The following is a 1642-nucleotide window of genomic DNA, read 5'->3' on the forward strand; positions in this document are numbered from 1 at the left end:
CTACAAAGAGAAACAAGTAGCCTATAAGGAGCTAGCGCAACTCGTTTCAACAGCAACAAAAACACCAGCAAATGTGGCGCCAACACCAATTATATTGGATACAAAACCGACGCAGCCAAGCCAAACAACGCAACCCCAAGAAGAGGTTAAAGAACCCGAAAAGAAACCGACTCCAACACCAATTCCTGATCCGGTTATTCCTACACCAAAACCTGATCCAGTGGAGCCAATACAACCAGAACCGAATCCAGAGCCACAGCCGGAACCAAAACCAGAACCGCAGCCAGAGCCCAAACCTGATCCAGAACCAGTGTACGAAGCGTACCTAACGGTACCGGATGTGATCACAGTGCATGCACTATCTACGTTTGATATCGCAGACTATGCGAATGCTATCGATGAAAATGGCACGAACATTTCTAGCAGTATCACGGTAAGCCAAGCGATTGATACAACCAAAGTTGGAACACAGCAGGTCTATGTAGAAGTGGTTCACCACAACGTGAAGGCTGGAAAAATGGTAACAATAGAAGTACTAAATGATGCACCGGTCTTTGACGGATTGGCAGATAAAATCGTAGATATCGGGCAAGACGTCAATCTTTTGGAAGGTGTGACAGCGACAGATACCGAAGAAGGGGATTTGACAGCGAAAATCGAAGTCACTGGAGAAGTAGATACCACAGTAGAAGGAACGTACACCATCCTGTACTCCGTGAAGGATCGTTTTGGAGCGGAAACAACCAAACAAGTAGTGATTGAGGTCCAAGCGAAAACACCAGCCTTTGAAGGTGTCGAAGATGCTACGATCTTCCTTGGTACCCCATTTGATCCAAACGAAGGTGTGACAGTAACAAACATGTATGAAGAAACACTTTATACAGTAACTGGAGAAGTGGACACGGCCACCGCAGGAACATACACGCTCACCTATCATGCGGTCAACGCATATGGAAAAGAGACGACGATCACACGACAAATCACGGTCGTTGAGTAAAAACGCCTATGTTTAAAAAAGGAATCGGAATAAAAATAGGATTGGCCATGTTGCCAGTCTTTTTTGTATTGTTTTTCATTTTTGCTATTGCTGGAGCGTCGATGATGTCTGGTGAAAACGAAGGCGAAGTTTCTGCTGGTGGATGTTCGCCGATTGGCGGAATCAATCAAGAAAAATGGAGTAATGGTATCGAAAATGCTGGCGTGTTTAAAGGCAAGCAAAACACATTTATTCTCGTAGCGAGAAAATACGGCATTGATCCCGTGCTATTTGCGGCTATTGCTATGAATGAAACGGCATGGGGCAAGAGTAGGGCCGTGACAGAAAAAAACAACCCTGGCGGCTTGATGGACCCAGCCACTGGCATGGCCACCGTGAGAGTATATGCAAGCTTGGATGAAGGACTCGATGCGATGGGGCAAACGTTGCATAACCGGATCATTGTAGACGGTCTGAATACCGTTGAAAAGTTAGGCAATGTGTACGCTCCAGTTGGTGCAGCAAACGATCCGAGTAATCTCAATAGCAACTGGATACCAACAGTCTACTCCATTGCTGAAAAGCTTGGTGGATTAACGATGAACTGCGCAGCCGAGGTTGGTAGTGATGTGAAAATCGTTGGCGATAAAATGAATTATTTCGACG

The 1642-nt window shown here is 45.7% G+C and carries 2 protein-coding genes; both read left to right on the plus strand.

Annotated elements, in window-relative coordinates:
- Window positions 1-997 (plus strand): immunoglobulin-like domain-containing protein (locus DUK53_RS17650; protein ID WP_161564268.1); only part of this gene is annotated, 997 nt, incomplete at its 5' end.
- 8 nt (window positions 998-1005) lie between these two features.
- Window positions 1006-1642 (plus strand): glucosaminidase domain-containing protein (locus tag DUK53_RS16995; protein WP_236637327.1); only part of this gene is annotated, 637 nt, incomplete at its 3' end.

This window comes from Listeria sp. SHR_NRA_18 (assembly GCF_003856515.1).
Taxonomy (GTDB): domain Bacteria; phylum Bacillota; class Bacilli; order Lactobacillales; family Listeriaceae; genus Listeria_A; species Listeria_A newyorkensis.